We start from the raw sequence: 24,301 nt of genomic DNA, 5'->3' as shown, positions 1-24,301 counted from the left end.
CGGGTCATTTCTCGATGAAAACTCCGGGTCAACTCTCAGTGCAAATCAACAGACATAACTGACGCTCGACCCGAAGCCCCCGCTGTGACTGTAGTCGCCTGCGACCCGGACGGTGATGTCGGGCGTCAGCTCGGCCTTGAGCTGGATGCGGCCCGAGGTAAGCCGCTCGTCGCTGCCGCCGTCTGACAGGTAGCCATCGTGCTGCGAGCGGTTGGCTGAGATACGGATCGCGCCTTTGTCGCCGATCGGCAGGTTGATCGCCGCTTCCGCGATCAGGGCGTTATAGTCTCCGTAGCTGACCGTTCCATAACCCGAGAGTTCACCGATTTTGGGCTGGACCGGAATGACGTTGATCGCACCACCCGTGGCGTTGCGCCCATACAGCGTGCCCTGCGGCCCCTTCAGAACCTCGACGCGCTCGAGATCGAAGAACACACCGGTCGAACCGGTCGGCCGCCCGACGTAAACACCATCATAATTGAACGCGACTGCAGGGTCGCTGTTCGGCGTGACCGTGAAATTGCCGACGCCGCGAATGAAGATCAGGTTGCCGGTGCTGGTGGGTTCGACCGTGAGCGCGGGGACCTGCTCGTTCAGCCGAGCGACCTGGGTCACGCCGGCTGCGGCGATGTCCGATCCCGAGACGACGTCCACCGCCACCGCAGCACGCTGCAGGTTCTCCGACCGACGCTGGGCCGTGACGACGATGTCCGTAAGCCCCTGGCTAGTAGGCGCCGCCTGTCCGTCGGCGACCTGGGCGGAGCTGCCCGTCGCAGTTTCCGACCCACCCGTGGTTGGCGTCGGCTGAGCGCGGCTGTCAGGAGCCGCCTGCGCGTTGGCCATGGTTGGCAGACCGCACATCATCGCAGTCGTCGCCAGAAGCAGCTTGCGCATTCAAATCCCCTCCAAATCGCTCGCGGTTACATCCACGTTAGCGTTGAAAATCCCACTGTAGCGTCGAGCGGTCAAGCGGAATCCGCGTTGCCCGGTACGATTATCGACGCTAGTGACGATTTATAGACACATTCGACGGGGCGGGGATCGATGAGCGAGAGAGAAGCGACGGCCGGTTTCCGCAATGCCGGTTGGACGATGGGCCAACTTGCGGACGATGTGAAACTCACTGTCCACCCGTTGCGCACAGCCGATGGCGCGGCGGTCAACGGCTTCCTCTATACCGCGGGGCCATCGGACGTGGTCGCGTGCATCATGCATCCGCGCGAGTTCCTTGCCACGCATTACCTCGTGCCCGAGCTGCTCGCCGCCGGATATTCGGTGTTCACCCAAACCTCGCGCGCCGTGGGATCCGATCTGCGGCTGGAGCATGAGATAACCCTGCTCGACGTCGCGGCCGGACTAGGTTTCCTGCGCGTAACAGGCTTCAAGAAGATCGTGCTGATCGGCAATTCTGGTGGAGCCAGTCTTTACAGCTTCTACAACGAGCAATCCCTGCTTGCGCCCGAGGATCGTCTGGTCCGCACGCCCGGTGGTCGCGCGACGGGACTCGCCGACGTGGCGATGCCGCAAGCCGACGGCATCGTGCTGGTCTCGCCGCATCCGGGGCAAGGCGTCGTCCTGATGAACTGCATCGATCCATCGGTCGCTGACGAGGCCGACCCGCTGGCGATCGAACCGGCGCTGGACTTCCTCGATCCCGCCAACGGCTATGCAGTTGGCCCGGCGGGCGCGCAGTACGACGGCAAGTTCGTTGAACGGTACCGCAAAGCGCAACGGTCGCGGGTCGAACGTCTGGATGCGACCGCCCGGCATCTGATCGACGAGCGCCTTGCCGCTCGCGGTCGAGGGAAGGCCGGAGGCAGCCGGCAGGATCGCATCCGCGGTGCCCACACAATGGCGATGACGATCTGGCGCACGGACGCGGACCTGCGCTGCTGGGACTTGTCGCTCGACCCATCTGACCGTGCGGTCGGATCGATCTGGAGCAACGATCCCTACGCTACCAACTTCGGCGTGGTCGGCTTCGCACGCTTCTGCACACCCGAGGCGTGGCTTTCGACATGGTCGGGACTGACATCTCGAGCCAACATGTTCCGGACCGCGGCCGCCATCGAGCAGCCGCTACTGCTCATCGAATACAGCGGTGACCAGGTCGTCTTCCCTGGCGACGTCGAGCGGATCGTCGCTGCGGTACCATCGCGCGACATCACGCGTCACTCCTTCCGCGGCGATCATCATGGTCAGTCGCTGGTCGCAGGCGAAGTGCCAGGCCGCGCCTCTGCCGGGGAGGCGATTCGCGCGTGGCTGATCGAGCGTTTTCCGAAAGCGTCGGAGGCCTGAACCCTTGTCTCGCCGGTCGAAGTGTCGATACTGATCACATGCGGGAACAGGCGAAACGGTGATGGCGCGTTCGGCGGCCAAGAAGACGGATGCGGCTGGCCCGGCCGGAAAACCTGCGGTGCGCGACGTCGGCCCGGCGATGCGCCGTGAGTTGCTCGCAGACGAGGTACTGGACAAAGCGGCAGCGCTTTTCGCGGCCAAGGGGTTTGCCGCGACAAGCCTGAAGGACGTCGCCGACGCGGTGGGGCTTAGCCGCTCCTCGATCTACTATTATTACCCGAACAAGGATGCGCTGCTGGCCGCCCTTATCGAGGGCGTGACTCTGCCGGTCGCCAACATCTTCCGCGACGTAGACCCGGCGATGTCGCCGCAGGGACGCATCCGCGAGGTGGTCCGTCGCTTGGTGCTGTGGGTCGCCGATCCCAAGACCCATTTCAGGCTGATGGACCAGAGCGAGGCCGAACTCCCGTCAACGATCGGCAAAGCGCATGTCGAATCCAAACGACGCATCCTGAACGAGATGGTGAAGCTGATCGACGCTGCAGTTCAAGCGGGCGAGGCGCGGCCGGTCGATGCGCGGATCGCTGCCTTTTCGATCATCGGCATGGCGATGTGGACGGCCTGGTGGTTCCAGCCCAGTCACAGCCCCTCGATCGAAGAGGTCGCGGCAACGATCGCCGACAATGCGGTGGCGTCGCTGCATCGCGCGGATGGCAAGGCGGCGACGACGATTGCCGAGCTGATGGGGGAGATCCGCGACAATCTGGCGCTGGTCGAGACGATGGCCGGGCATAGCGGTTCGAGCGCCCACTCGCCAATCGCCCGCTAGCGAACGAACACCGGCTCGTTGGTCGGGGCCAACCGGATGCTCGTCGCATCGAAGCGTACGATCTTGCCGTCGAGGCCACCGGTGAGACAGCCAAACCATACCGCTTCGGTCAGGCCGGTCGCTGCGCGGCTGATCTCGATTTCACCGTCGAACTCCACGAAACGGTAGCCGCCGCGCGACGGGTGCACGCGGCAACGCTCGATCGTCCGCGCGGCCTCCACCACCGGCGCGAACTCGGGAACTTCGAGAACGTAAAAGCCGCTCACCGGACCGGCGCCTTGCGCCGCTGGTGGTCGGCAACACGGTCGGCCTTGATGCGCCACAGCTGCTCGATCGACGTCCAGCCGCCAGCATCCGTCAGCTCGAGCGCCGCGTCTATCGTCAGCTCCGCATCGGGCCATCGATCCGCTCGACCGCGCGTAGCGGGCGAGTGATTTCAAGCGGGTAATGGTTCGGATCGCGGAAGTAGATCGATTCGAGGATCTCGTGCTTGATCGACTGGCTCACCCGCACGCCAGCGTCTTCCAGCCGCTTCTGCCAGGCGAGCAACTCCTCCTCGGTCTCCACCCGCCAGGCGGTGTGGCTCGCCATCGCCATGTAGCCGCGCGGAACGGCCATCTCCGCCGGCTGGTCGGTGCCGATGTAGTGGAAGAAGGCGATCGTGCTGCCGTTCCCCGCATCGAAGAAGAAGTGGATGAAGTCTGCATGCTCCTCCTTCTCGCGGCCCCAGCCCTTGGCAGTGATCGCATGCACGAGCGGCAGTCCGAGCTTGTCACGGTAGAACTCGACCGTCTCGCGTAGCTTCCAGGTCGGACGGGCGGTATGGTCGACGCCACTGAGGGCGAGTGACGCGCTGGCAGCGATGGTCATGGCCATATTTCTCCTACGATTACTTTTCCCTTGCGCGTTTCGACGCCTGTGTCAATATATTGACCAGTGCGACGAGACCGAGGTGCAGAGAGATGGCGCGGATTGCGGTGGTAGGGGGAGGGCCTGCGGGGCTGTTGTTCGCGAAGCTCGCCAAGCGTGACGATCCCACGCACGAGGTCGACGTGTTCGAGCAGAACCCGCGCGGCGCTACCTACGGGTTCGGCGTCGTGCTGGCGGACGTCGCACTCGACATTCTGGCCGGCGTCGATCCCGACCTGCGCGAGGCGATCGCCGCGGTCGCCGAGTTCCAGGATCGGATCACGATCATCCACCAGGGCGTGGAGATCGTCCTCAAGGGCAATGGTTTCATGGGGATAAGCCGGGTCAAGCTGCTCGACGCCATGCAACGCAACGCAGAGGCAGCAGGCGCCCGGCTGCATTTCGACGCCCGCGTCGGCGATGCCGCATCGTTGCGCGACTATGATATGGTCGTCGGTGCGGACGGCGTGGGCAGTGCCGTCCGCACCGGCCTCAACGACCATTTCCAAGCCACCCGCGAGGCCCGTCGCAACAAGTGGGTCTGGTATGCGACGACCAAGCGCCTCGACGCGGTGGGATTGATCTTCCAGTCGACGGAGCACGGCACCTTCATCGCCCACAGCTATCGCTTCTCCCCCGATCTCGGCACGTTCGTCATCGAATGCAGCCCCGAAACCTGGCGGAGTGCGGGCCTCGACGTCATGTCCGAAGAGGAGAGTAGGTCCTTCTGCGCGGACGTGTTCCGGGATTATCTGGATGGTCATCCACTGGTTTCGAACCGGTCAAGCTGGTTCAATCCGGAGTTCGTGACGAGCCGGCACTGGCATCACGCGAACGTCGTACTGATCGGGGACGCGCTCAAGACGGTGCATCCGTCGATCGGCTCGGGAACCCGCGTCGGGATGCAGGACGCGATTGCGCTCGCGAGCGCACTCCACGCGTGCGGAGGCGATGTGGCCGAGACCTTCGTCGCCTTCGAGCGTAGTCGTCGCGGCGGCGCAGGCGAGTTCCAGGACGCGGCCATGAAGAGCATCATCTGGTACGAGACGGTCGACGATCGCATGCATCTCGAGCCAGTACCGTTCGCCTACGATTATATGATGCGCACCGGACGCGTCAGCCACGAGCGGTTGCGGCGGATCGACCCCGCATTCGCGTCGCTTGCGGAAAGCCACCAGTTGATAGGCGCCGCCTAGGATTTCGACGCGGATCGTCAAAACGATAAAATTAGGAGATTGTGATGCAGCAGCTACTCGTCGCGCTGTCGGCCGCCGCCGGCCTGATCGCAGGGCAGGTCGCGCCGACGCCAGCCGAAGCGCCGGCCACGGCTGCCCAGATGGACGCCCATCGGGCGGAGCTGATCGCTAAGTGTCCGGTCATGCGGGACGTGCCCGACGCTGAGGCGTCGCGCCTACCCATCCATGTGACGCGCTGGGGCAATAGCGGACCGCGGGTGGTCATCATCCATGGCGGCGTTCAGGGTGGTGTGGGCGGCGGTCCGACGACGTTCGCCAAGCAGCAGCCCTGGGGGTCCGACGGCTGGCGCGTCGAAGCGGTCGATCGGCCCGGCTTCGGCGCGAGCCCGTCGCGAGGCGTGGACGACATGACCCGGGACTCGGTCTGGATCGCCGATATGCTTGATGGGGGGGCCAATCTGATCGGCCATAGCTGGGGAGGCGCGGAGGCCCTGCTCGCGGCCGCCCGGCGCCCGGCGGCGGTCCGATCGCTCGTCCTCGTCGAGCCCGCCCTGACGGCGATCGTGGCGGCCGATCCTGCACTCAGGAACAATCCGGCGGTCATCGCGGGCGACAAGATGCGGGCGAGGCTGTTGATGACGGCGGAGACCCCGGGACAATATGGCGCGTCGTTCGCCCGGATGCTTGGATCAGCCCCGGCAGGCGGCGCGGAGACCAACGTCGCCATAAACGCGATGACGAGCGACCCCGCACTCGCGACGCGCACGGGATGTGCTCTCCTCGAAGGTCGCATCCCTGCGCCGGCGGTGTTCCAGAACGCCATCGCGACGATCGCAGAGGCGCACGTCCCTGTCCTGATCGTCACCGGCGGCTGGAACCCCGGATTTGACGCCGCGGCCGACGTGCTCGCGCGTCTTATGCATGGACGGCACGTCATCGTCCGATCGCCCAACCATTTCGTTCAATTGTCCAACTCGGCGGACTTCAATCGGGAGGTTGCGGCCTTCATGCGGGATGCCGATCGCGATAGACGTTAGATCCTGAGGCATAGTCCACAGCGAACGTTCCTCCCGCCGCACCCGATCAGAATTCAGGAATATGGCAGTGTTGTTGCCTCCAAAAAGCCTGACGGAGCCTCGCAGGTTCGCGATGTAGTCGCGACCGGACCGATAGCCCAGAGCGATGCGGGATGCACCTCGTTGTAGTGGGCCAGCCAGCCTGGCAGCTGTCCAAATGACTGCGTCCTTCCCGGGTGTCAGCCCGATCCCGATGATACAGGGAAGGAGCTACGCCGAACGTTCGGCCGAAGGCCGCGCTGAAGGCGCTTGGGCTGGCATAGCCACATGCAAGCGCGATGGGGCTCATGTCGCCGCCCCTAGCCAACCGCGTGACGGGTTAGAGTAGCTAGGCCTGCCGCCGCCACGCCTCGATCGTCAATCCCGTCTCCTGTAGAAACAGTCTCTGCAGCGACCTCAGGCTTGCCCCGGCGTCGCGCGCCAGCGTCGTCATGCCCGCTTGATCCGATGGTGACGCGAGCAACCGTTGCGCCACGGCTCGAGCCCGACGGTCGCGAGGGAGCGGCAGTTGCAGGTCTTCGCGGCGCGCCGGCACAAGCAGGTCGATCAGCACCGCCGCCAATCTCGCCTCGCCCGGCTCGTCGGGGTGCAGCATGCCTAACCGAGTCACGTGTACGATCACTTCGCGCAACAGCGGCGCGACCTCCGTCGCGAAAGGTCAGTACCAGCGAGCGAACGGCAAAGCCATCACCGATCACGCAGGAGCGTAGCCCGGCTCGTACTGCATGACGCCGACCAGGTTACCCTCTGGATCCGCGACGTAGGCGAGTTCGCCCACGCCTTCGATCCGGTAGGGCGGCATCAGCACCTGACCGCCGTGCTGTTTGCGTGCAAAAGCTCGCGTGACCGGACAGCGGCTTCCTGCGCATACCGCTTCGTCATGAGCACGCAGCTGCATACCCCATGCGATCGCGGGGAGGCCACCTCGCGGCGAGGTCGAGCCGTCGCGCATCCGACATGGACGGTGGTGGCGACGATGCTCGCCTCCAGCCTCGCGTTCATCGATGGCTCGGTCACCAACGTGGCACTGCCGACGATCGGCCGAGACTTGGGCGGCGGCGGCGCCGATCTCTCCTGGACCATCAACGCCTATCTTCTGCCGCTCGCGGCGCTGCTGCTGCTCGGCGGGGCCGCAGGCGACCAGTTCGGACGGCGGCGCGTGCTCATCGGCGGGATCGTCCTGTTCGCGCTCGCCTCGGTCGGCTGCGCGCTGGCGCCCGGCCTTCTCTTTCTCCACCTCGCGCGCGCGATCCAGGGGATCGGCGCCGCGCTGCTGATGCCGAACAGCCTCGGCATTCTCGGCAGTTCGTTCGAGGGCGAGGCGCGGGGCCGGGCGGTCGGCACGTGGGCCTCGGCTGGCGCGATCGCGAGCGCTATAGGACCGCCGGTCGGAGGCTGGCTGGTCGAGGCCGTGGGCTGGCGGGCCATCTTCTTCCTCAACCTCCCGGTCGCGGCAGCGGCGATCGCGATCGCGCTCCGCTATGTCGAGGAGAGCGCTGAGGGCGAGGGAACACTCGACTGGCAGGGCGCCGCGCTCGCGACTGCGGCACTGGGCTCGCTGACCTGGGCGCTGACGCTCTGGTCGACCCGCCATGCGACGACCGCCCCGGCATGGATCGGGCTCGGCGCCGGACTCGCGATGTTCGCGCTCTTCGCCTGGACCGAGCGGCGGCTCGGCGAGCGGGCGATGATGCCGCTGGCGCTGTTCGCGTCGCGCCCCTTCGTCGGGCTTACCGTGATGACATTGCTGCTGTACGGCGCGCTCGGTGGGCTGATCGTGCTGCTGCCCTATCTGCTGATCGTCGGCGGCGGCTATACGCCGCTGCAGGCTGGCCTCGCCCTGCTGCCGTTCTCGATCGTGATCGGCGCGGCCTCCCGGCTGACGGGCCGTCTGACCGGACGCGTCGGTCCACGCCTGCCGCTGACGATCGGGCCGATCATCACCGGGCTCGGCTTCGCGCTGATGCTGCGTGCTGATCCGACCCACAGCTACTGGAGCAGCATCCTGCCCGGCATCGCGGCGATCGCACTGGGCATGGCGTTCGCCGTCGCGCCGCTGACGACCGCGGTGCTATCGTCCGTCGACGATCGCCACACCGGCACGGCGTCCGGATTCAACAGCGCGACCGCGCGCACCGGCGGACTGATCGCAACCGCGTTCGCCGCCGCCGTCATCGCGCGGCGCGGCGCCGGCCTTATCGAGGCTTTTCACATCGCCGCCATCGTAGCAGCGGCGCTCGCCCTGATTTCTGGCCTGGTGGCTTTTGCGACGCTCAAGGAATAGCACGCCGTCCGCGCATGGAGCTGGTTCAAATCGGCGCTCCCATCGTGATGAACGAGTGGCTGGTTCTGAGGAGCGCTCAGGCTGCGCCGAAGGTTCGGTTCTGGGTCAACCTCGCCTTCCCAATCGCCGACGTTCAGTTTTTTTACCATCCATGTCCTCGCTTTCAGTCACGCGGCTCGGCCCGCTTCCGGTCGAGGGCATATTTGCGGGACGGCGCCTGGAGCACCACGTCGCCCGAACACCTCGACCAGCATGACGACGATCGAAGGCGACCATGAAGAGGATCATCGCCGTCTTCGACCAGCGATAGGCGACAAGGGATCCTAGGCGTGCGCCGGAAATCGGGATCATCCAGGTAGACGTCGGCGCCGCGGTGTCCGGCGGAGGACAGCATCACGACGCGTCCCGCCGCGCATGCGCAGCCGCAAGCGCGTCGAGCAGCCTGAGGCTCGCGCCCTCCCGGCGCAGCGTCGCGGCCGGGATCATCACCGTCTCCGCGCACGCCTCCTCCGCATGCGACAGATCGAACTGCACGGCGAGCTCGCCTGCCTTGGCGTCGAGCCAGGCGATCATCGGCACCGGCCCGGACCGCATCTCGTCGGCGATGACGGTGCGGCACTCCTTCTCCTCGGCTGCGTCGCCGCCATGGTCGTAGCCCGCGCGGTACAGCGCGTTCAGCCGCGGCGAGGCGAGGGTCACCATCTTCACCTCGTCCTCGCCATCGATCAGGCCCAGCCTGCCGGTCAGGCTGGTCGGGAGCAGCGTCGTCCAGTCGACCGGCGCGCCGCTGCGCAGGTCGTACACGATCGCGGCAAGCGCCGTGTTGGGATGCGCGCCGCCGCAGTCCACGTCGTCGCTCGTCAGGTAGCTCAGGAACTCGGGACCGCGCATCGTCACGTTAACCTCGCGCTGCCAGTCGCCGGGGTGCGTGCCGGTTCCCGTCAGGCAGGCGCGTGCCGCCGTGCGGACCCGCGCATCCAGCCGGAGGACGGCCGCATTGATCCGGCGCTGAGCGTCGTCGGCGGGAACGGCGATCCGGGGGTAGGCGGCGATCCCGGGACGGACCGGTGGCGGCACCGCGACGCGGACCGGTGCGGCGACGGCGATCACGGCAGCGACCAGTGTTGCGAGCGGCATGGCAGTGTCCCTTGATGGTGTCGACCAGCGTGGCAACCGGCCAGCCACGGGAACTCGCAGCATGATCACGACGACTTCCGGGATCAACCTTCAGCCAGACCGGCGTCACGGACTTGTCCATTCACGAGCGCGAACGCCCGCGACTGAGCTGAGGGCGGCCCGGACCGCGGCGATTACGGAGTTGGCTGAAACCGTGTCGGTGTTTAGTCCTGGTATCTGGTGGATGGGATCGACGATGAACCGGCGTACGACATGCACAGCCTTGAAGCGATGTAGAGCATGATGACCTTGTCGAATTTCATCCGCGGCGTCCTGGCTTTGAGCCTCTCTGGAGGCATGTACGTCGCAACGAGTGTGTTTGCGGCCGATATACCGCCGAAGCTGCCCTTCGAGTCGAAAGCGATCGGTCCCGGAATCTATGCTGCGATCGACAGCCCGCGCGGAACGTCAGGGTCGAACGCGGGCTTCGTGATCGGTGACGACGGGGTCCTGGTCGTCGACAGCTTCTTCGATCCGGAGGCGACGAGGGCCCTGGTTCTCGAGATACGGAAACTCACCACCAAACCGATCCGCTATGTCGTCAACACCCATTACCATGCGGATCACGTCGGCGGCGACGCCGTCTTGCGAGCGGCAGGCGCCGTCATCATCGCACACCGCTATGTCCGTGGCTGGATACGAACGGAAAACCTTCATTTGTTCGGCGACCACCTCACACCGCAGATCAGGGCCATGGTCACGTCGCTGCCGCTTCCCGACGTGGTCACCGACAAGGACCTGACGGTCTGGCTCGGCAAACGCAAAATTCTGGTGCGGTCGGTGCTCGGTCATACCGGCGGCGATCTGATCGTCAGCGTTCCGGACGCGAAGGTCGTGTTCTGCGGCGACATCCTCTGGCGGCATGTCGCGCCGAACATCATCGACGGTACCGTCGCCCGCTGGATTGATACGGTCGACGCGCTGAGACACGCATCGGATGCTGCCCAGACGACCTTCGTTCCAGGCCATGGCGATGTCGCCACGCTCGAGGATGTCGTCAAGTTCGACGATTACCTCGCCGACCTGCGAACCACGGTACTGCGTGAGCGAACGGCAGGCTTGTCCGGCGAGGCCCTCGTCAAAGCCGCGTTGCCTGGGCTCGCCATGCGATACGGTGACTGGACGGCATTTGGATATTTCGCGCCGCTCGAACTACGCTACATGGATCAGGAGCTCGCCGGCACTAAACGCACGCCCGCGCCGGTTGCAGATTAGGTCGATAGCGTCGGCCGACTCGCCTTTGTCGAGGATATCGAAAGCGACCGCGTGAAAGCGATGCACTATGATGCGGCCTTTCAGCTCTGGCACCGGCCGTCTCGCGACCCTTGATGAACGACCTAAGCGGGCATCACGACACCGTTCACCGCTGACAGAGGTTGAATGGAAATAATTCTGCCTGCCAGCACAAGTAAACTTAGAGTGAGGACCGCAAGAGCTGCACTCGTAACAAGGCGCTATCAAACGCATGTGGGCAGTGGTGGAAGCATCTGACAACCACCGACGCGAGAAGACGCCATGGCAGTCGCTGCATAGTTAGAGCCTGGCCACCCCGATATCTGTCGTCGCGCAGCGGACGCCTCCATCGAACCCCGAGCTCGCAGAAGGTCCCACCCATGTCCAATGATCTCCAACGCCCGCCAATCCCGTTCACGCCGACCGTCGAGGTGCGCGCCGACGATGAAGCGGAGACCATCCAGGGCCTGAACGAGCAGCTCCGGCTGATCCAGGAGAAGACCGCCAAGGACTATGGCACCGCGATGCGCGGCGTTCATGCCAAGGGTCATGCGATCGTGAAGGGCAGGATCGAGGTGCTGTCCGGCATCGCGCCGGCACTTGCCCAGGGACTGTTCGCGGCACCCGACAGCTACGACGCGCTGCTGCGCTTTTCGACGCTGCCTGGCGACATCCTCGACGACAGCGTGAGCGTGCCGCGTGGCCTTGCGATCAAGCTTTTCGGGGTTCCGGGTGATCGCCTGCCGGGGTCGGAAGCCGACACCACGCAGGACTTCATCCTAGTCAACGGTCCCGCGTTCGCCGCGCCGACGCCCAAGGCGTTCCTCGCCAATCTCAAGATGCTCGCCAAGACCACCGACGTTGGGGAGGGTCTGAAAAAGGGGTTTTCAGCGGTGATGCAAACGGTCGACGCGGCGCTCGAAATGGTCGGCATTCAAAGCCCGACGATCCAGACACTGGGCGGCGCGCCCAACACCCATCCGCTCGGTGAGACTTACTATACTCAGGTGCCGCTGCGTCACGGCGGCTACATCGCCAAACTCTCGATCGCGCCCGTGTCGCAGAACCTTACCGAGTTGGCCGGCAGCAAGGTCGACACGTCGGGTCGCCCCGATGCGTTGCGCCAGGACATGGGCGAGGTGCTGATCGAGCAGGACAGCGTCTGGGAACTGCGCGTGCAGCTTTGCACCGACCTCGAGAAGATGCCGGTTGAGGACACTTCGGTAATCTGGGACGAGAAGCAGAGCCCGTATGTGGCGGTCGCGCGCATCACCGTGCCCGCGCAGCTTGGCTGGGAGCACGGGCTGAGCGAGCAGCAGGAACAGGCAGTGTCGTTCAGCCCGTGGCACGGACTTTCCGCACATCAGCCGATCGGCGGCGTCAATCGCGCCCGCAAGCCGACCTACGAGATGTCGACGCAGTTCCGCGGCCAGCATAATGGCTGCCCCATCCATGAACTTCACACGCTTGCCGACCTGCCGACGCAGGGCATGACGGTCGACTAGGTCACCGTCCCGCCCCGATCGCGTTGACCCGCAACGACCTGTGCCGAGACAACAAAGGGCCGCACGATCGCTCGTGCGGCCCTCTGATTGACCGTCGTGGCTACGTCAGGCCTGAACGGCGCTCGCCTTGATGTTGCCGTTCACGCCGGCGGGGAAGAAGCCCCCACTCGTGACGGCCGCCTTGTTCAGATACACGATGTTGAGCACCTGGCTCGTCGTGCGGCTGTAGGCGAGCGAGTTCGCGTCGGTCGGCACGATGTTCGCCTGCGTCACCCCGTTTACGGTCATCGTGATCCCCTGATCGTCGTCCGACGAGCCGTCGAGGCTGTCGCGCGCGTCCGAGATCGCGTTGGCGGATGTGATCAGCGACGGCGTGGTGTTGATGCCCTTGCCGTACAGCGTCGTCCGGATGATCGCGGCGTGATACGCCTCGACCGCCAGGATGCCGGCCGCCGCCTCCAGATACGTCTTGTTGGTGATGAGTGCCGCCGCGCCCTTGTACGCCGTGACGCCCACGTCCTCGAAGATGAACGAGGCGAGCAGGAAGTTCTCGTCCGATGCGTAAGGATCGAACGTGCCCGTCGCCGAGACGAGCCCCGCCGCGCGCGCCGCCGCGGTGAACGCGCCGGTCGCCCCGCCGTCGATGTTGAGCGCGGGCAGCGCCACCGCCGACGCACCGAGCTGCGCGCGCAGGAATATCACATGCGAAATCTCGTCCGCCGCGATCTCGCGCGCGTAGTTCCCGACCGCAGGATCGGTGAAGGACACCTGACGACCGCCGGTCACCGTGCCCTGCGCGCCCGTACCGGTCTGGTTGACCGCCGCGAGCGGTTGGCCGTACGCGGCGAGCGAATAGAAGCTCGCCTCGAGGTATTCGAGGTTCAACGCGAAGTTGAGCACGTCGACGTCGGTCGACACCGCGACGACGGTCGGCGTCGGGGTAGGAGACGCGGGGTTTGGCGTGGTGTCGTTGCCGCAGGCCGCCAGCATCGACAGGCCCCCTGCCGCCGCGACACTACCGGCCGCCATCTTGATGAAACCGCGCCGCTCGTCGCGACGCTTCTGCGTGAGGGCCAAAATGTCGGCCACCGTTCCTTGATCGAGCATCGGATATCTCCCTGAAGTGGCTTAGTTGGCAGCGCTGGTCTTGATCGTGCCGTTGACGCCGGCCGGGAAGAACCCGCCTGCCGTCACCGCCGCATGATTCAGGTACACGATGTTCAGGACCTGGCCCGTCGAGCGCGAGAAGGCGATCGCATTGCCGTCGGTGGGCGTGAGGTTTGACTGATTGCCGAATGCACCGGCCTGGGTAGCGATGCCCTGGTCGAGCGCCGTAGGCCCGTCGAGGCTGTCGCGCGCGGCCGAGATCGCGCCGGCGCTGGAGATCAGTGACGGGTTTGCCGGAACCGCGGCGGTGGTGCCCGATGCGGGCGTGCCGATGCCCTTGCGGTAGAGGACGGTGCGCACGAGGCCGGCGTGGTACGCCTCGACCGCCAGGATGCCCGCCGCCGCGGTGAGATAGGCGGGATTGCTGATGAGCGGCGACGCGCCCTTATAGGCGGTGACGCCCACGTCCTCGAAGATGAACGAGCCGAGCAGGAAGTTCTCGTCCGAGGCGTAGGGATCAAAGAAGGTCGGGCTGGTGGCCGTCGTCGGCCCGATCAGGCCCGCGGCACGCGCCGCGCTGCTGAACGCGCCGTTGGGTGCGATGCCGACGTCGATCTGCGGCTGGGCGACCGCGGCACTGCCCAGCGCCGAGCGCAGGAAATTCACGTGGTTGAGCTCGTCGGCGACGATCTCCTGTGAGTAGGAGCGCACCGCGGGATCGGTGAAGGTGACCGCGCGGCCGCCCGTTGCCGCGCCGAACGTCCCCGTGCCGGCCGTGGATGTCAGCGGGATCGAGGTGCCGAACGCCGCGAAATAATAGAAATTGGCCTCGAGATATTCGAGGTTGAGCGCGAAGTTCAGGATGTCCGCATCCGTCACCGTCTGCGCCTCGGCCGCGGTGGCAACGGCAAAGCCGGCACCGACTGCGGCGGCGCCCATCGCGACCGTGAAGAACGCCCGCCTGTTCTCGCGACGCTTCACCCGCGCGTCGAGCGCATCGATCAGTTCCCGGCTTTCAGTCATCGGACTTGGCCCCTCGCATGGTGGACCGTCGCGCAACGACGGCCGCACCGACGCGGATCGCGCCGGTTGCTGACCGGGTTACGTCGAGAAAACTGAACCGGATGCATGGAAGATTAAGATTGATCTGCTTCTGCCATGCGCCCGACGATCTGCGTCATCCGGGCTGAGAACAGGCGGCTCGGATGGCCTTGCCCATTGATGAAGTCGGCGGCCCAACTCTGATGGGGCACATCCGCCATGGCGAGCGACATCGGCGGATGCGCCCGATCATGGAACAGCGATCACCTTGCACCGACGTCATGAGATTCGTGAGGAACCTTGTCCGGCCGTGAGAATGTACCGGCCCGGCGGAGCAGCCCATCACCCTGCGGAACGCCGCGCAGAACGCGCTGTCGGATGCGTATCCCAGCGATCGGGCGATGCGCGTCAGGGCTTCGCCGCCGCCGTTCAGGCGATCGGCGGCGAGCATCATCCCCCAGCCGGTGACATATTCGATCGGAGCCTGACCGACCCGCTCCGCAAACTGGCGCGCGGGATCAGCGTGGATGGCCTCGATCGCGCGGCGCAACTGCGGATCGGCCAGCGCGAACAGCCAGCCCAAACCAATTCCGCGCCGCTCCTCGATATGGCAAACCACCCAGCATTGGTCGAGCGCGACCGCATAGCATTTGATGCCTTGATGCTGCGGGAAACCGATGGACCATGCGCCGGCAAGGTCGAAGCCTCCGGCTTCGACGATGCGCGGCTTCAGGAGCGGCAGCACGTCCGATAGAGGATCCATGGCGAGCTTTCCGGACGAACGCGACACGATCCTGTCCGGTCGAGGCCAAAGCGGCGCGTGCCTTATGAGTGTCGTTCCGTAATCACCTCCTCGCGCCGCCAAGATTTCACTTGATCGGCATCGGCTGGCTCTACAGCCATTACCTGCCCGACGCTGCGGGCGAGGATCGGCCGGCCGTTGACGCTTGACCGCTATCCGCTTCTTGGGGGGAGTAGATCATGTCCGCACCTGACCTCTCGTTGCTCGGCAAGCGGCGCTATGGCCCGCTCTTCGCGGTGCAGTTCCTCGGCGCTTTCAACGACAATCTGCTCAAGTTCGCCCTCCTGTTCCTGGCGAACTTCACGCTCTATCGCGCCGATCCGGGCCGGGCGGAGATGCTGGCGACGGTCGCGACGGGCGTGTTCATCCTGCCCTATTTCCTGTTCTCCGCCTGGGCAGGACAGGTCGCCGATGCCTGGGACAAGACCAGGCTGATCCGCTGCGTCAAGGCGGCGGAGGTTGGCATCATGCTGCTGGCGGTCGCCGGTTTCTGGTTCCAGTCGGTGCCGGTGCTGCTTGGCTGCCTGTTCCTGATGGGCGTCCACTCCACCGTGTTCGGACCGGCCAAATACGCGATTCTGCCGCAGCATCTCAGGCCCCACGAGCTGATGGGCGGCACCGGGCTGATCGAGGCGGGCACGTTCCTCGCCATCCTCGCGGGGCAGCTCGCGGGCGGCGTGATCCGGCCGTGGGAAGCGGGACTGGTCGCCACCGGCGTCGCGGTGCTGGGCCTCGCCACCAGCTTCCTGATCCCGCTCGCGCCGTCGGCGGCGCATGGCCTGGCGATCGAGCGCAACCCGTTCAAGGGAACGCTCTCCATCCTGTCGGTGGCCCGGAGTGGCCGCGGCGTGTGGCTGGCGATCCTGGGCATCAGCTGGTTCTTCTCGATCGGCGCGATCCTGCTGTCCGAGTTCGCGCCGCTGGCGAGCGGCACGTTGGGTGCCGGACCACGAGTGGTGACCCTGTTCCTGCTGGTCTTCTCGCTGTTCGTGGCGCTGGGTTCGGTGACGGTGAACCGGCTGCTCAGCGGCGAGGTGTCGGCGCGCTATGTGCCGGCCGCCGCGCTGGCGTTGGCGGCGTTCCAGATCGACCTGTGGCTCACTGCCACGCGCTTCGTGCCCGCGACCCGCGGCGCCGACGTGCGCGCGTTCCTCGCCACCGCGGGCAGCTGGCACGTGCTGGGCGACCTCGCCGCGATCGCATTCGCAGGCGGCATGTTCGTCGTGCCGCTCTACGCGATCCTCCAGACCTACAGCGCGCCCGACCAGCGCTCGCGCGTGATCGCAGCCAACAACATCGTCAACGCGACCGTCACCGTAGCGCTGGTCGCCGCGGTCGGTGGGCTGCTCGCCACCGGAACGAGCGTGTCGGGCGTGATCGGCGCTATGGGCTTTGCGACGCTCGCGGTCGCGCTGATCTCGTGCTGGCTTTTGCCGGAGACGCTGCTCAAGGCGCTGATCCGCGGCTTGCTCATCCTCCTCTACCGCGTCGAGGTGCACGGGCGCGAGAACATGCCGCAGCCGGGCGAACGCGCCGTGCTGGTGGTGAACCACATCTCGTTCCTCGACGGTCTGCTGCTCGCCGCCTTCCTGCCCGGCCGCCCGACCTTCGCGATCCACAGCCAGGTCGCGCGCGCGTGGTGGGTGAAGCCGTTCCTCGGCCTGTTTGACGCGTTCCCGGTCGATCCCACCAAGCCGATGGCCGCCAAGGCGATGGTCAAGGCGGTGCGCGAGGGGCGTACGCTGGTGATCTTCCCCGAAGGCCGCATCACCGTCACCGGCGCGCTGATGAAGGTGTTCGACGGTCCCGGCATGGTCGCCGACAAGGCCGATGCGCCGATCGTGCCCGTGCGGCTCGACGGGCCGCAGTTCACCCGCTTCTCGCGGCTGCGCGGCAAGGTCCGCCTGCGCCGCTTCCCCAGGATCACGATGACGCTGCTGCCGCCGCGCCGCTTCGCGGTGGAGGGCGACACCGCACGCGAGCGCCGGGCCGCCGCCGGCCGCAAGCTCTACGACGTGATGAGCGACATGATCTTCGCGACGTCCGACACCAACCGCACGCTGTTCGGCGCGCTGCTCGACGCGCGCGCCGTCCATGGCGGCGGCGCGGCGATCGTCGAGGATGTCAGGCGCGAGCCGATGACCTATGCCCGGCTGATCGCCGCCAGCCTGGCACTCGGGCGGCCGCTCGCCCGGCTCGGCGCGCAAGGGGAAGCGATCGGCGTGCTGCTGCCCAATGTCGGCGGCGTGGTCGCGACCTTCTTCGCGTTGCAGGCGACCGGCCGCGTGCCGGCGATGCTCAACTACACCGCGGGGCTTGCCAATCTGACGGCCGCCTGCGCCGCCGCGCAGATCCGATCGGTGATCACCGCGCGCGCGTTCGTTGATCAGGCGAAGCTGGGTGACGTGGTCGCCGGGCTCGAAGGGAGCGGCGTCACCGTCTGTTATCTGGAGGACATCGGCGCCACGATCGGTGGGCTTGCCAAGCTGCGCGCGCTGATTGCCTCATTCGGGGCAGCGCGCTCCCACCGGCGCCTCCGCGTCTCGCCCGATGCACCCGCGACGATCCTGTTCACCAGCGGGTCGGAGGGGCTGCCCAAGGGCGTGGTGCTGACGCATCGCAACCTGCTCGCCAACTGCCTCCAGCTGTCGGCGCGGATCGACTTCAACGAGCAGGACGTGGTGCTCAACGCGCTGCCGGTGTTTCACAGCTTCGGGCTGACCGGGGGCACGCTGCTGCCGATCCTGTCGGGAGTGCGCACGCTGCTATACCCCAGCCCGCTCCACTACCGGATCGTGCCGGCGCTGGCCTATGACGCCAACGCGACCATCCTGTTCGGCACCGACACCTTCCTCGCCGGCTATGCCCGGATGGCGCATGGCTACGACTTCTATTCGCTGCGCTACATCTTCGCCGGCGCCGAGCGTGTGCGCGACGCGACGCGGGCCAGCTATGCCGAGAAGTTCGGGCTGCGCATCCTCGAAGGCTATGGCGCGACCGAGGCCGGACCGGTGATCGCGGTCAACACCCCCATGCACTTCCAGGCGGGCAGCGTCGGCCGGCTGCTGCCGGGCGTCGAGGGCCGGCTCGACGCGGTCCCCGGCATCGACGAGGGCGGCCGCCTGTCGATCCGCGGGCCCAACATCATGGCCGGCTACCTCAAGGCGGACGCGCCGGGGCAGCTCCAGCCGCCGGCGGGCGGATGGCACGACACCGGCGACATCGTCACGATCGATGCGGCCGGCTTCGTGATGATCAGGGGCCGCGCCAAGCGGTTCGCCAAGATCGGCGGCGAGATGGTCTCGCTCCCCGCCGTGGAGGGCTTTGCCGCGCAGCTCTGGCCGGGCAGCGAGCATGCGGTGGTCACCCGGCCCGACGCGCGCAAGGGCGAGCAGCTGGTGCTGTTCACCACCCGCGCCGACGCGACCGCCGCGGCGTTGCAGGCATGGGGACGCGCGCATGGCGTGACCGAGCTGATGCTGCCGCGCGACATCCGCCACGTCGATGCGCTGCCGGTGCTCGGCACCGGCAAGGTCGACTATGTCACGATGGGCGAGCTGGCGTCCACCGCGCCGGCATCGTCGTCGCCGGACCTGGAGAACGCGACCGCCGACCCCGCATCGTAAGCATCGTCGTCGTTGCGGGTTGCCGCTCCCCTGCGTAGTCTCGCGACAAGGGAGAGGCTGATGACGCGGTCGATATTGCTCTTGATGGCGGTGGTGCCGGCCGCAGCCTCGGCCCAGGCGGTGCCGCCCGCGGCGTCGGGCGGTAGCGCGCAGGGCGACGTGTCGGTCACCATCTATGCCAACAACGCGCTGGTCCAGGACACGCGCCAGCTCACCCTGCCAGCCGGGGTGTCACGGCAGGAGTTCCCCGACGTGTCGAGCGAGATCCGCCCCGCGACCGTCCGCCTGTCGGCCGACGGCACGACGATCGTCGAACAGAATTACGACTACGACCTGCTGTCCCCGCGCGCGCTGATGGACAAGGCGGTGGGCCAGACGATCACCCTCGTCCGCACCAACCCGGCGACCGGCGCGGAAACGCGCGAGCAGGCGCGCGTCCTCGCCTCCAACGACGGCGTCATCCTGCAGATCGGCAGCCGGATCGAGGTCCTGCGCGACGACGGCCTGCCGGTACGGGTCGTGTTCGATTCGCTGCCGCCCAACCTGCGCGCGCGCCCGACCCTGTCGGTCACGCTCGACACCAGGAGCGGCGGGCGACGGCCGGTGACGATCAGCTACCTGACCGGCGGCCTGTCCTGGTCGGCCGATTACGTCGCGCTGTTCGACGAGGCCAAGTCGACGATCGACGTGCAGGGCTGGATCACGCTCGGCAACAATGGCGGCACGACCTATGTGAACGCCGACACGCTTCTGGTCGCCGGCAGCTCGGGCGGCAATACGGGCAGTGGCCGGGGGCTGGCGCCCGACACCCGGCCGGGGACGCAGACCGCGGGTCGCGCACGGCTCGGCGACTTCTACCTCTACCCGCTCGGCCACCGGACCACGATCGCGGCCAACCAGCAGAAGCAGGTGAGCTTCCTGTCGGTCGGCGGCGTCGCCGCGCACAAGCTCTACGCCTTTCGCAACGGCTGGCTCGGCAGTGACGACGAGCCGCGCTCGGCCGACACGGTGATCGGTTTCTCCACCGCGCGCGAGGGCGGCCTGGGCGACGCGCTGCCCGCGGGCACGGTGCGCGTCTACATGCGCGACGCCAAGGGGCAGCCGCAGTTCGTCGGCGAGAACGGCATCGATCACATGCCGATGGGCAGCGAGCTGGCGATCAAGACGGGCGAGGCGTTCGACGTGAAGGTCAAGCCGGCGATCGACAAGCGCGAGCGGATCCTGAGCGACGAGTGGGAGCGCACCGCCCGCTACCGGATCACGGTAAAGGGCCAACCGACCCGGACGGTCGAGGAGGCGCGAAACGTCATCTACTGGCGCACCGCGATGCGCTACGTCCTGACCAACGCGCGGCCCGAGGCGGTGATGGTGGACGTCAGCCAGGCGGGCCTCGACAATACTTGGGAGGACACGCGCGTATCGGCCGAGAGCCAGCCGGGCGACCAACGCTCGCTCGACGAGCGGGTCTGGCACGTCCGCGTCCCGGCGAACGGCACCGCGACACTGACCGCGACCTTCGACACGCGATACTGACCATGATCCGCCTCGTTTGGCCGATCGTGCTGTTGGCGTTGTTCGCGCCCGCCACGCTGGCGGCGCAAGCAGTCGTCGTCTCGGCCAGGCCCGACGACGTCAGCGTGACCGTGTACCGTGCCGCGAACCGCGCCGGGAACGAGATCGACCGCGGCGACCCGGCGGGCATCGCGCTGATCACCGAGCGACGGACGGTGGCGCTGCCGGCGGGCGCGGCGGTGATCCGCTTCGAGGGCGTCGCGGGCAACATCCTGCCGGAAAGCGCGGTCGTCGCCGACCTGCCGAGCGGCGTCGTCGAGAAGAACCTCGACGCCGATCTGCTCTCGCCTCGCTCGCTCTACGATCGGACGCTGGGCCGGGCCGTCATGGTGCGGCGGACGGATCGCGCGACGGGCAAGATGGTCGAGCAGGCGGCGACGATCCGCTCGTCGGCCGATGGCGCCGCGCTGGTCACCTTCGCCGGCGGGACCGAGGCGCTGCGATGCACCGGCCTTGCCGAGGCGATCGTGTACCCTGCGGTGCCGGCCGGCCTGTCCGACAAGCCGACGCTGTCGGTGCGGACCGACAGTCCACGCGCGACGACAGCCACGCTGACCTTGTCCTATCTTGCCACCGGGTTCGACTGGCAGGCGGACTATGTCGTGACGCTGCGTGCCGACGGCCGGGCTGCGGACCTGTTCGCATGGGTCACGCTCGCCTCGAGCGACGTCACCAGCTTCCCGCGCGCGCAGGCGGCCGCGGTCGCCGGCAAGGTCAACCGGGTGGACTCGGATGACTCGCCGGCGCTCGCCATCGACAGGGACCGTTCCCTGACGCTGAACTGCTTCCCGACCGGTGCGGACTATGGGATGCATCCACCGCCCCCACCGCCCCCACCGCCGCCGCCTGCTCCATCCGCTCCTGAGGCGAGGATGGCCCAGGACATCATCGTGACCGTTGCCAGGATGGCGAAGCAGGAGGAACTCGGCGACCTGAAACTCTACCGCTTCCCCGACCGGGTGGACGTCGCAGCCAAGTCGCAGAAGCAGGTGGCGTTCCTCTCACGCCGCGGTGTCGCGATGCGGGCCGTCTATGTCAGCGAGGTTTCCTATGGCAACGCCGACGATCCCCGACTGGTGCTTCGCGCGACGAACACCAGCGCGGGCGGGCTCGGCGCGCCGCTTCCGGCGGGACAGGTCGAGATATTCCAGGAGGGCGGCGGTCGGCCGCTGCTGATCGGCGAGGCCAGGACCGACGACAAGGCGGTGGGCGAGGATGTCGAATATCGGCTGAATGCCGGTCCCGGTGTATCGGTGCAGGTCGCCGACCGGCCGGCCCGGCGTGACGCAGATGGTCATCGGCTGACCGTCACCAACGCCAATCCCTGGCCGATCGCGTTCGAAGCGCGGCTCGGCACCGGCGACGACCAGCATCTGCGGTTCAAGCGGCCGCTGCGACGAAAGGACAACCGGTTCGTCTGGGCCGCGACCGTGCCGGCGAACGGGACGGCGACGTTCGACTATGAGGTGGTCGGCTCCGATTAGGCCGTCTGACCCGATCGGCTAGACCTGAGTTAAGAATGGGGTCATCAGCTCGTCAGCTCTGCGATCGTCACAAGCTGCTATCAATTTCCGGTCTGGAGAGGATTGCCATGGTCTCCTTGCCCCGAACCATTCTGGTGGCCTGTCTTCTGCTGACGCCGATGGCCACCTCGGCGGTCACGCCGGTCGATGCCCTCCCGGCGTGGCGACCCGGCATCGCCGGCGACCTGGCCTTCGAGGGCAGCCCCTTCCTCCGGCACACGGCCTACAAGACGCCCGACAAGACCGCCGATCAGGTCGCCGCCAGCGGCGCCTATGGGCCGCTCAACATCGGATGGGAGCGGCGGCAGAAGGACCGCTGGCTGATCGAGGAGCAGCGCTACGCGATCGACGCCGTCATCGCGGGCATCAGCTACCATCGTCAGGACCTGATCGATCGCGGCGAGCGAATCTTCGACTGGGGCTTCCGCCAGGAGAAGCCGGACGGCTCGTTCGACTGTCCCGACCGCTTCCACAGCATGTCGTTCTTCGTCGAGGCCGCGGCGCATGCGGCGTTGCTCCTCCGGGCGTCGGACATGGCGCCGGCCAACGAGGCCTGGGCTGCCCATGCGGCGCCGGCACTGGGGCTGGCCGTCAGGTGGATGCTCGACCCGCGCAACGCCGTGCCCGGCCAGGCGCATGACGCGCCCTATACGCACCGGTTCTACCTCGATGCCGACGCGATCGGCGAGACCGGCGTCCTCCTCCACGACGACACGATGGTGCGGGCGTCGCGCGATTACGTCCGTCGCGGAATCGCCCGCCAGGACGCGACCGGCTTCAACCCGGAGAAGGGAGGCTCCGACACCAGCTATCACGCCGTCGGCCTCCTGTTCGCGGCGACCTATTACACCGTCGTCGCCGACGATGCGCTTCGCGCCGCCATGCGCCCGATGGCGGATCGTGGCCTGGCGTGGCTCGCCGCCCGCGTCCGTCCCGACGGAACGGTAGACCAGAAGGGCAACACCCGCACCGGGTTCGGACAGGAACGCGGCCCGCAGGGCAACATCAAGACGATGAGCTACGGCTCGGCCTATCGGGCGTTCTATTATTGGGGGATGATCGACAGCGACGCACGGTTCGCAGGCCTCGCCGCCCGGCTGCATGACGGCCAACAGGTCGAGAACGCTCAACGCAAGGCCGCAGGCGGCGTGTAGCCGGTGCGCCACGAACCGATGGCATGGCGGCGGGCGAGGTCGCCCGTCGGTTCGACGTGCCGCGGAACACGATGGCGGCGCACCCCGGCATCCTCGCCCGCGCGGGTATCGTCCGCTCCGAACGGCATAGCCAATCGGTCGTTTACTGATCCGACCTGAGCGCGCCGCTTTGGCCGAACTCGCCCTCGCTGAAAGGACGTCCCATGGCCGTCGACATCGTGATCTATCACAACCCCGCCTGCGGCACGTCGCGCAACACGCTGGCGATGATCCGCAACGCCGGGATCGAGCCGCACGTCGTCGAGTATCTGAAGACGCCGCCGGCGCGCGCGCTGCTGGTCGGGCTGATCGAGCGTGCCGGCATGACGCCCCGCGACCTGCTCCGCGAGAAGGGCACGCCCTATGCCGAGCTCGGGCTGGCTGACGCGTCGCTGTCCGACGACGCGCTGCTCGACGCCATGATCGCGCACCCGGTCCTGATCAACCGGCCGCTGGTCGTCTCGCCGCCGGGCGTGAAGCTGTGCCGGCCGTCGGAGGCGGTGCTCGACCTGCTGCCCGCAAAGCAGCTCGGCGCGTTCGCCAAGGAGGATGGCGAGCAGGTCGTCGACGCCTCGGGACAGCGCATCGCCTGATGCCGGTTCTCGCCGTCGCCATCTTCGTCGCCACGATCGCGCTCGTCATCTGGCAGCCTAAGGGCCTCGGGATCGGCTGGAGCGCGATGGGCGGCGCTGTCGTGGCGCTGCTCGCCGGCGTCGTGTCGCTCCACGACGTGCCGGTGGTGTGGGGCATCGTCTGGAACGCGACCGCGGCCTTCGTCGCGATCATCGTCATCAGCCTGCTGCTCGATCAGGCAGGGTTCTTCGAATGGTCGGCGCTCCACGTGGCGCGCTGGGGCAAAGGCGACGGCCGGCTCCTGTTCGCGCTCGTCGTCCTGCTCGGCGCGGCAGTGTCGGCGCTGTTCGCCAACGAT

At 67.0% G+C, this 24,301-nt stretch carries 22 protein-coding genes and 1 pseudogene (1 of these 23 cut by a window edge); 14 read left to right on the top strand and 9 right to left on the bottom strand.

Features of this window, described 5'->3' with window-relative positions; genetic code table 11:
* Positions 1 to 45: 45 nt before the first annotated feature.
* Positions 46 to 894, bottom strand: a complete 849-nt coding sequence (locus ACFE65_RS13885; RefSeq protein WP_375382964.1) for a TonB-dependent receptor plug domain-containing protein — start codon at positions 892 to 894, stop codon at positions 46 to 48.
* Positions 895 to 1,044: 150 nt separating this feature from the next.
* On the opposite strand from ACFE65_RS13885, the gene ACFE65_RS13880 reads away from it, so the two are divergent.
* Both ACFE65_RS13880 and ACFE65_RS13875 read left to right on the top strand, forming a co-directional pair.
* A complete protein-coding gene (locus tag ACFE65_RS13880) occupies positions 1,045 to 2,298 on the top strand; it encodes a hypothetical protein (RefSeq protein ID WP_375382963.1) in 1,254 nt (417 codons plus the stop codon).
* A gap of 61 nt (positions 2,299 to 2,359) precedes the next feature.
* Positions 2,360 to 3,127: a TetR/AcrR family transcriptional regulator gene (locus tag ACFE65_RS13875; protein WP_375382962.1), complete on the top strand. Its 768-nt coding sequence runs from the start codon at positions 2,360 to 2,362 to the stop codon at positions 3,125 to 3,127.
* Here the strand turns inward: ACFE65_RS13875 and ACFE65_RS13870 are convergent.
* Both ACFE65_RS13870 and ACFE65_RS13865 read right to left on the bottom strand, forming a co-directional pair.
* Positions 3,124 to 3,393 (bottom strand): hypothetical protein, encoded by a 270-nt coding sequence (locus ACFE65_RS13870; RefSeq protein ID WP_375382961.1) that lies wholly within the window; start codon positions 3,391 to 3,393, stop codon positions 3,124 to 3,126. The two genes, ACFE65_RS13875 and ACFE65_RS13870, sit on opposite strands and share 4 nt — an antisense overlap.
* Positions 3,394 to 3,508: 115 nt before the next feature.
* Complete coding sequence (locus ACFE65_RS13865; protein ID WP_375382960.1) at positions 3,509 to 3,997, bottom strand: VOC family protein; 489 nt, start codon at positions 3,995 to 3,997, stop codon at positions 3,509 to 3,511.
* Between ACFE65_RS13865 and ACFE65_RS13860 the strand changes: the two genes are divergently transcribed.
* Both ACFE65_RS13860 and ACFE65_RS13855 read left to right on the top strand, forming a co-directional pair.
* Positions 3,973 to 5,232: an FAD-dependent monooxygenase gene (locus ACFE65_RS13860; protein WP_375382959.1), complete on the top strand. Its 1,260-nt coding sequence runs from the start codon at positions 3,973 to 3,975 to the stop codon at positions 5,230 to 5,232. The two genes, ACFE65_RS13865 and ACFE65_RS13860, sit on opposite strands and share 25 nt — an antisense overlap.
* A gap of 44 nt (positions 5,233 to 5,276) precedes the next feature.
* Positions 5,277 to 6,269: an alpha/beta fold hydrolase gene (locus ACFE65_RS13855; protein ID WP_375382958.1), complete on the top strand. Its 993-nt coding sequence runs from the start codon at positions 5,277 to 5,279 to the stop codon at positions 6,267 to 6,269.
* A 367-nt stretch (positions 6,270 to 6,636) separates the two neighbouring features.
* Here ACFE65_RS13855 and ACFE65_RS13850 read toward each other — a convergent pair whose 3' ends face one another.
* Complete coding sequence (locus ACFE65_RS13850; protein WP_375382957.1) at positions 6,637 to 6,939, bottom strand: hypothetical protein; 303 nt, start codon at positions 6,937 to 6,939, stop codon at positions 6,637 to 6,639.
* A gap of 63 nt (positions 6,940 to 7,002) precedes the next feature.
* On the bottom strand, positions 7,003 to 7,206 hold the full coding sequence (locus tag ACFE65_RS13845; protein WP_375382956.1) for a VOC family protein: 204 nt from the start codon (positions 7,204 to 7,206) through the stop codon (positions 7,003 to 7,005).
* Here ACFE65_RS13845 and ACFE65_RS13840 point away from each other — a divergent pair.
* Positions 7,189 to 8,592, top strand: coding sequence for an MFS transporter (locus ACFE65_RS13840; protein WP_375382955.1), 1,404 nt, complete (start codon positions 7,189 to 7,191; stop codon positions 8,590 to 8,592). The genes ACFE65_RS13845 and ACFE65_RS13840 overlap by 18 nt on opposite strands.
* A 393-nt stretch (positions 8,593 to 8,985) precedes the next feature.
* Here ACFE65_RS13840 and ACFE65_RS13835 read toward each other — a convergent pair whose 3' ends face one another.
* Positions 8,986 to 9,729, bottom strand: a complete 744-nt coding sequence (locus ACFE65_RS13835) for a hypothetical protein (RefSeq protein ID WP_375382954.1) — start codon at positions 9,727 to 9,729, stop codon at positions 8,986 to 8,988.
* Positions 9,730 to 10,008: 279 nt separating this feature from the next.
* Between ACFE65_RS13835 and ACFE65_RS13830 the strand changes: the two genes are divergently transcribed.
* Positions 10,009 to 10,983, top strand: coding sequence for an MBL fold metallo-hydrolase (locus ACFE65_RS13830; protein WP_375382953.1), 975 nt, complete (start codon positions 10,009 to 10,011; stop codon positions 10,981 to 10,983).
* A 398-nt stretch (positions 10,984 to 11,381) separates the two neighbouring features.
* On the top strand, positions 11,382 to 12,506 hold the full coding sequence (locus ACFE65_RS13825) for a catalase family protein (RefSeq protein WP_375382952.1): 1,125 nt from the start codon (positions 11,382 to 11,384) through the stop codon (positions 12,504 to 12,506).
* Between the two features lie 105 nt (positions 12,507 to 12,611).
* Here ACFE65_RS13825 and ACFE65_RS13820 read toward each other — a convergent pair whose 3' ends face one another.
* From ACFE65_RS13820 to ACFE65_RS13810, 3 genes are all read right to left on the bottom strand, one after another.
* The gene (locus ACFE65_RS13820; RefSeq protein WP_375382951.1) at positions 12,612 to 13,613 is read right to left on the bottom strand and encodes a ferritin-like domain-containing protein; all 1,002 of its coding nucleotides are present in this window, start codon (positions 13,611 to 13,613) and stop codon (positions 12,612 to 12,614) included.
* Positions 13,614 to 13,634: 21 nt separating this feature from the next.
* Positions 13,635 to 14,636, bottom strand: coding sequence for a ferritin-like domain-containing protein (locus ACFE65_RS13815; protein WP_375382950.1), 1,002 nt, complete (start codon positions 14,634 to 14,636; stop codon positions 13,635 to 13,637).
* A 154-nt stretch (positions 14,637 to 14,790) separates the two neighbouring features.
* Positions 14,791 to 15,444 (bottom strand): AraC family transcriptional regulator, encoded by a 654-nt coding sequence (locus ACFE65_RS13810; RefSeq protein ID WP_375382949.1) that lies wholly within the window; start codon positions 15,442 to 15,444, stop codon positions 14,791 to 14,793.
* Positions 15,445 to 15,635: 191 nt separating this feature from the next.
* Between ACFE65_RS13810 and ACFE65_RS13805 the strand changes: the two genes are divergently transcribed.
* The 7 genes and pseudogenes from ACFE65_RS13805 to ACFE65_RS13775 all read left to right on the top strand — a co-directional run.
* Entirely contained in the window at positions 15,636 to 19,082 is a 3,447-nt protein-coding gene (locus ACFE65_RS13805) for an acyl-[ACP]--phospholipid O-acyltransferase (RefSeq protein WP_375382948.1), read from the top strand.
* A gap of 60 nt (positions 19,083 to 19,142) precedes the next feature.
* A complete protein-coding gene (locus tag ACFE65_RS13800) occupies positions 19,143 to 20,615 on the top strand; it encodes a DUF4139 domain-containing protein (protein WP_375382947.1) in 1,473 nt (490 codons plus the stop codon).
* Between the two features lie 2 nt (positions 20,616 to 20,617).
* Positions 20,618 to 22,138 carry a DUF4139 domain-containing protein gene (locus ACFE65_RS13795; RefSeq protein ID WP_375382946.1) on the top strand — a complete coding sequence of 507 codons (1,521 nt, stop codon included), beginning with the start codon at positions 20,618 to 20,620 and terminating at the stop codon, positions 22,136 to 22,138.
* A 116-nt stretch (positions 22,139 to 22,254) separates the two neighbouring features.
* Positions 22,255 to 23,331 (top strand): hypothetical protein, encoded by a 1,077-nt coding sequence (locus tag ACFE65_RS13790; RefSeq protein ID WP_375382945.1) that lies wholly within the window; start codon positions 22,255 to 22,257, stop codon positions 23,329 to 23,331.
* 23 nt (positions 23,332 to 23,354) lie between these two features.
* Positions 23,355 to 23,480, top strand: a complete 126-nt coding sequence (locus tag ACFE65_RS13785; RefSeq protein ID WP_375382944.1) for a helix-turn-helix domain-containing protein — start codon at positions 23,355 to 23,357, stop codon at positions 23,478 to 23,480.
* Positions 23,481 to 23,534: 54 nt separating this feature from the next.
* A complete protein-coding gene (arsC, locus tag ACFE65_RS13780) occupies positions 23,535 to 23,963 on the top strand; it encodes an arsenate reductase (glutaredoxin) (RefSeq protein ID WP_375382943.1) in 429 nt (142 codons plus the stop codon).
* Positions 23,963 to 24,301, top strand: a pseudogene (locus ACFE65_RS13775) (arsenic transporter); it runs 963 nt beyond the window's last position. The gene arsC and the pseudogene ACFE65_RS13775 overlap by 1 nt, the downstream one beginning before the upstream one ends.

It is taken from the genome of uncultured Sphingomonas sp. (assembly GCF_964237335.1).
GTDB lineage: Bacteria > Pseudomonadota > Alphaproteobacteria > Sphingomonadales > Sphingomonadaceae > Sphingomonas.
The sequence above is the reverse complement of the archived record's forward strand: the minus strand, read 5'-3'. Positions and strand labels throughout refer to the sequence as shown.